We start from the raw sequence: 4,720 nt of genomic DNA, 5'->3' as shown, positions 1-4,720 counted from the left end.
CCCGAGGGCCAAGTCTCAAGGCCACCATCGCCATCAACATCCTCACCGACATCGACCCTTGACAACACAACCCACGACTTAACTACACGGCTTTGGGCCTAGCCCTAGCTGGCCATCACCTTTCGACCTTCGTCGCACCAGCGAAATACGATGGCTTCCCGCGACTCCTCCCGGCCTGGCTGCCCGACCTGCGACCAATGATGACACGAATCGAGCACATTCTCCTCCGCCCACGTGCACTGCAAACCATTCAGCAGGAATCAGCCGTGTCAGCGAATGACGGCAATGAAACCGGAGGCATTCCCCTCGGCAGGCGATCCGAATCAGGGATCGTGCACGTGCATATCGCTGGCACGCCTGGACCCGCCGCAATCCGCCGCCCCGATTTCTTCCTCCGCGACCTCCAACACACACAGACATTCGCGAACCAACACTTTTTCGACTTCGGGGTGGCGTGGGTCGGCGAATGGCACGCCCATCCACGCAGCTCCCCCATTCCCAGTCAAACACGACCTCACGACCTACACGACACTGCTCAGCGATCCTGAACTCGATTTCGGGAGCGAATTCACCTCTGGTGGATCCGACCTCGGCGTCGGTTGGTTACCGTTCGGGGTGATGCGTCCTTCGAAGGTGATTGCGAACGCGTTGAGTGCCGGCTTCCACCTCATCGCCCATCGTGCCTTACCCTTCCCGGTGGGGTCCAGAGCACGCGTGCGCGTGGCGAGATACAAACATTTCAGGGCTGCTTGCTCGGTCGGGAAGTGTCCACGGGCCTTGATAGCAAGTGTAACGGGCGTTGACCGACTCGATTGCGTTGGTCGAGCAGATGACCCGCCCGATCTCGACGTCGTAGTCCAGGAACGGCACGAACTCGGTCCACGCGTTCTCCCACATCCGCACGATCGCCGGATACCGCACGCCCCACTTGCCCGCGAATTCACCAAATCGTTCCCTCGCCGCCGACTCGGACGGCGCCGTGTAGACGGGCTTGAGGTCACGCGCCACCTCATCCCAATACTGCCGTGCGGCGAACCGAAATCTGTTGAGTATCAGATGAATAATGTGCGTTGACGGTGACCCCAATCGCGACGTACACCGGCCGGTGCAGGCTACGGATCGGCGCTGCCTCGCTGCGCCAGTGCCGGTGTGCCCGACCCAGTCCCGAGCCAGATCTGCGTAGAGCGTCCCGCCGAGGGCAACATCGGTCAACTGCGCTCCGCGGCAGATAGCCAACACGGGAATTCATCGGGCACGGGCGATCTCGAGTGCGGTGAGTTCGTTCGTGTCACGGTGGGTGCAGATCTTCTGAACACGAGGGTCGTCGAGTGAGCCACTCGTACAGGGACGGGTCGACTTCCAGTCCTCCGCTGATGAGCAATCCGTCGACGGACTCGAGTATCGCCGGAAGGTCGCTTCGCGCGATTCTGGTGGAAGTGACTCGACTTAATCTGCATCCGCAGGCGCAAATGGGGACCTCGAACAAGGAAATCCTCGCGAACGACTCCCCACGAATCCTCCGTCAATCCGGAACTCCGACAGTTGGGCGTCGAACTCCTAGGGATATCGTGAACCCCACGCTTTGCGGTGTTCGCTCACGGCGCCGCGCAAGCGAGATTGTCAACGCACAGTCGAGAGAGCTTCGCCCGCGAACTCGATAGGGTTCAGCATCGTCACGTGCACAGGGAGACGCAGTCGCCGCCTGCTTGTGTGCAGCACTTTCGCCATCTCACCACAACCCAGCCATGCCTCCTTCGGTCAAGTCCATCCCAATCTGTAGCGTACACTATCTATTCGTGCACTACTTATATGCCTATGCCTTAAAGCGCCGGCCGCTACGGCCGGCCATCGAGACAGGTCAAACGTGCACAGACCGGACAAGACACCTACCACAGGTGAGGGCATGGCAAATGAGGCAGTCCAACAGCACCTTCTACGACGGGATTTGGGGTGCAGCACATTCGACGCCTCGATGACGCGATTCCATGCCGAGGAGTCGCACGAACCGCCTGGGCGTGCGCTGTCCCCGAAGGAGGACCTCGGCACGCGGTACGACGGATGCACCTGTCCCGAATTCAGCATTGGGGAAGGCCGTGCGTCTGTCCCTGAGCTGGACGCCCCCGACTCTGCATACTTCGCACAAGCTTCGTCTTCGGACCTGCCGAACGCGACGCCCCGGTCGGGCCGCATGACGAAGGCGCTCGACGCCGAACATCGTTCCGATGCTAAGCACATACTCTGGGCGCGAGGAAGATTCATTAGTCAAATCACATCCTCCTAGCTGTCGCCGGGTAGACATGACTATTCCAACGGACGGCGAGGCGGCCCGCTCTAGGGCGGTCGAGGAATATTCTCAGACGTTACGGAGTTGCACTGCGGTGTTTGAAGGTTTAGAGAATGAGCCTCGGCAGATGGGCGCCTTAGATCGTGCGTTGGCCTCGCTAGACTGGCCCGTTCAGGCTGCACAGCGTGAGTTGCTGGCGCCGGGTGAACGAGTCGCGCGGGTGCATGACTCCGCCGGGTTCTCCTACATTTCTGCAGGAACTGCGACACTCCGAGTAGGCCAAGAACGAACTGAGCTTTCCGCCGGTGACCTACTCATTTACCCCCGGGCACACCGAGCTGAGATCCGCGCTAGGCGCGAGTCCAACGTTATCAACGCATGGTTTCTGCCGTCCGGCGGCTCAGCTCAGACTCTCGGCACTTTCCCCAACACTCTGTTGGTGAGGGAGTTCTCTGTACGTGAACCGAATATGGCGATGCTCATTGAGGGTATGCTCAGCGGACAAGCCAACGCTTCCGATTTCAGTCGTGCAGGTGATGCGGTGGTGTGCAGCCTCATTTCCACCACCATCGTCTCGTCCGCAATCCGGCTTTGGGCGGAGCTTGGCTGCGCTCCCGAGCGGTGGCTGCACCAGGTGTCGGACCCGTTCATTGCTCGCGCACTCGATGCGATCCATGAGAGTCCCGGGGATGCCTGGACTGTGCAAAACCTGGCGCAGGTGGCAACCATGTCTCGATCGGCCTTCGCGGAGCGCTTCACCACTCTGGTAGGTCAAACCCCGGCATCATATTTGACCGAAGTTCGGATGGAGACCAGTAAAACGCTTTTGATCCGTGACGGGCTGAGCATCGCAGAAACCGCCCACCGCCTCGGGTACGAATCTGAGGCCGGTTTCAGGCGCGCCTTTCGACGGCACACCGGGTCCGCGCCCGCTGTCTGGCGCGGACGACAACGGTCCCTCTTATTTCCTGCCGTATAGGTCCGGTTATGCCTTCGAGCTTCCTACTGTTGTCGTCCTGGCCATTCGGAACAGGGTCCCACCAACGAGAGCAGCAATTGCGGCGGCAAACAATGTCACCTGCACTCCGGCGTTATCGGCAACCACGCCACCGAGTCCCGCTCCAAGAGTGATCGCAATCTGGAATCCGGTCACGATTAGCCCGCCTACGGATTCCATCCGATCCTGAGCGAGCCGCCCGATCCAGGTGCTGACCACCAGCAACCAAGCCCCAAATCCGATACCCCATCCTGTCGCGCCTACCCCCACAGCCCAGAAATGTCCAGGGAAGAGCGCGACTATAGCGATGCCAAAGCCGATGAGTGCAGGCACAACCACACGCATCAGGTTCAAGTGCTTATCCACGAGCAGCCCGACGACGACGTTTCCGACAAGGCCCCCAATACCAAACGCCGCCAACAACCCAGCGATTCCGCCCGCGCCGATGCCGGGCACTTGCTCGAATGCCAACCGAATATAAGTGAAGGCGGCAAAGTGGCCAAGGACGGTGAGCACATGCCCTATCAGACCCAACGACAGGCCGGGCACCTTGAGGGTGTCGGCCAACTCACGGAATCCCGTGGTGGTGGCAGGGGCGATAGCAGGCAACACGGTGCGCAACAAGATAGCGACCAGCACCGACACTACGGCCACACCGACAAACACCACGCGCCAATCAAACACGGAGCCAAGGTAGACACCCAGGGGCACTCCGCCCACCGTGGCCACGGTAGTGCCACCGTTCACGAGCATAAGCCCACGGCCCAGGCGTTCCGGTGCCACCAGCTGGGAAACGATCGCCAGCGACATTGCCCAGAATCCGCTAATTGCGGCCCCGAGGATCAACCGGGCGACAAGCAACAGCACGAGATTGGGTGCGATGGCTACCAGAATGTTGGACAACGCAGCGGTCAGAGCAACCCCAGTCAGAAGCGTTCGCCGGTCCAGCCGGGGAAACATCATGCCAACAACGGGGGCCACCAAAAACCCCATGAACGCGGTCGCGGTGACCGTCTGTCCCGCCTGACCTTCAGTGATGTCAAGTGAGGCTGCCATCTGGGTCAGCAAACTGGGCGGAAGAAATTCAGCGAGCACCAGCGTAAAACTGGTGGCCATAAGGATAAGCACCCCCGCCCACCCAGCGCGCTCAGAGCGGCGTGGGGGGAGGATTTTAGGCGCGGTGTTTGTTGTCATCCTTTGATTGTTCCGAGAATGCGCTAGCCAATACTGGACCAATCGTCCACACAACAAAGCCGAACGTCCACGCAATTTTCGCGACCCCCCGCCCGCACCCCTCACCGCTGCTGCGCTGGACTCCGTGCTCCAGGAACAGCTCTCAGATGCACTAACGCCGATTTTCACTCAGCGAATCGACCCGCATTTTGTGTCTGTTCACGCGAACTCGTAGCGCACGGTGCGGCCACCGAGCCAGGGGACGG

2 protein-coding genes and 2 pseudogenes are annotated in these 4,720 nt (G+C 60.5%); 2 read left to right on the top strand and 2 right to left on the bottom strand.

Annotated elements, in window-relative coordinates:
* Nucleotides 1-620: 620 nt before the first annotated feature.
* A pseudogene (locus ACFWAY_RS53005) lies at nucleotides 621-1,224 on the bottom strand (transposase); the annotation flags it as partial.
* Between the two features lie 998 nt (nucleotides 1,225-2,222).
* Between ACFWAY_RS53005 and ACFWAY_RS53000 the strand changes: the two are divergent.
* Together ACFWAY_RS53000 and ACFWAY_RS52995 are read left to right on the top strand one after the other, a co-directional pair.
* A pseudogene (locus ACFWAY_RS53000) lies at nucleotides 2,223-2,636 on the top strand (AraC family ligand binding domain-containing protein); the annotation flags it as partial.
* 87 nt (nucleotides 2,637-2,723) lie between these two features.
* A complete protein-coding gene (locus tag ACFWAY_RS52995) occupies nucleotides 2,724-3,263 on the top strand; it encodes a helix-turn-helix domain-containing protein (RefSeq protein WP_378516433.1) in 540 nt (179 codons plus the stop codon).
* A 6-nt stretch (nucleotides 3,264-3,269) separates the two neighbouring features.
* Here ACFWAY_RS52995 and ACFWAY_RS52990 read toward each other — a convergent pair whose 3' ends face one another.
* Nucleotides 3,270-4,397, bottom strand: a complete 1,128-nt coding sequence (locus ACFWAY_RS52990; protein WP_378516432.1) for an MFS transporter — start codon at nucleotides 4,395-4,397, stop codon at nucleotides 3,270-3,272.
* Nucleotides 4,398-4,720 lie beyond the last annotated feature (323 nt).

It is taken from the genome of Rhodococcus sp. NPDC059968, assembly GCF_042738615.1.
In the GTDB taxonomy this organism is placed as follows: Bacteria; Actinomycetota; Actinomycetes; order Mycobacteriales; family Mycobacteriaceae; genus Rhodococcus_F.
The sequence above is the reverse complement of the archived record's forward strand: the minus strand, read 5'-3'. Positions and strand labels throughout refer to the sequence as shown.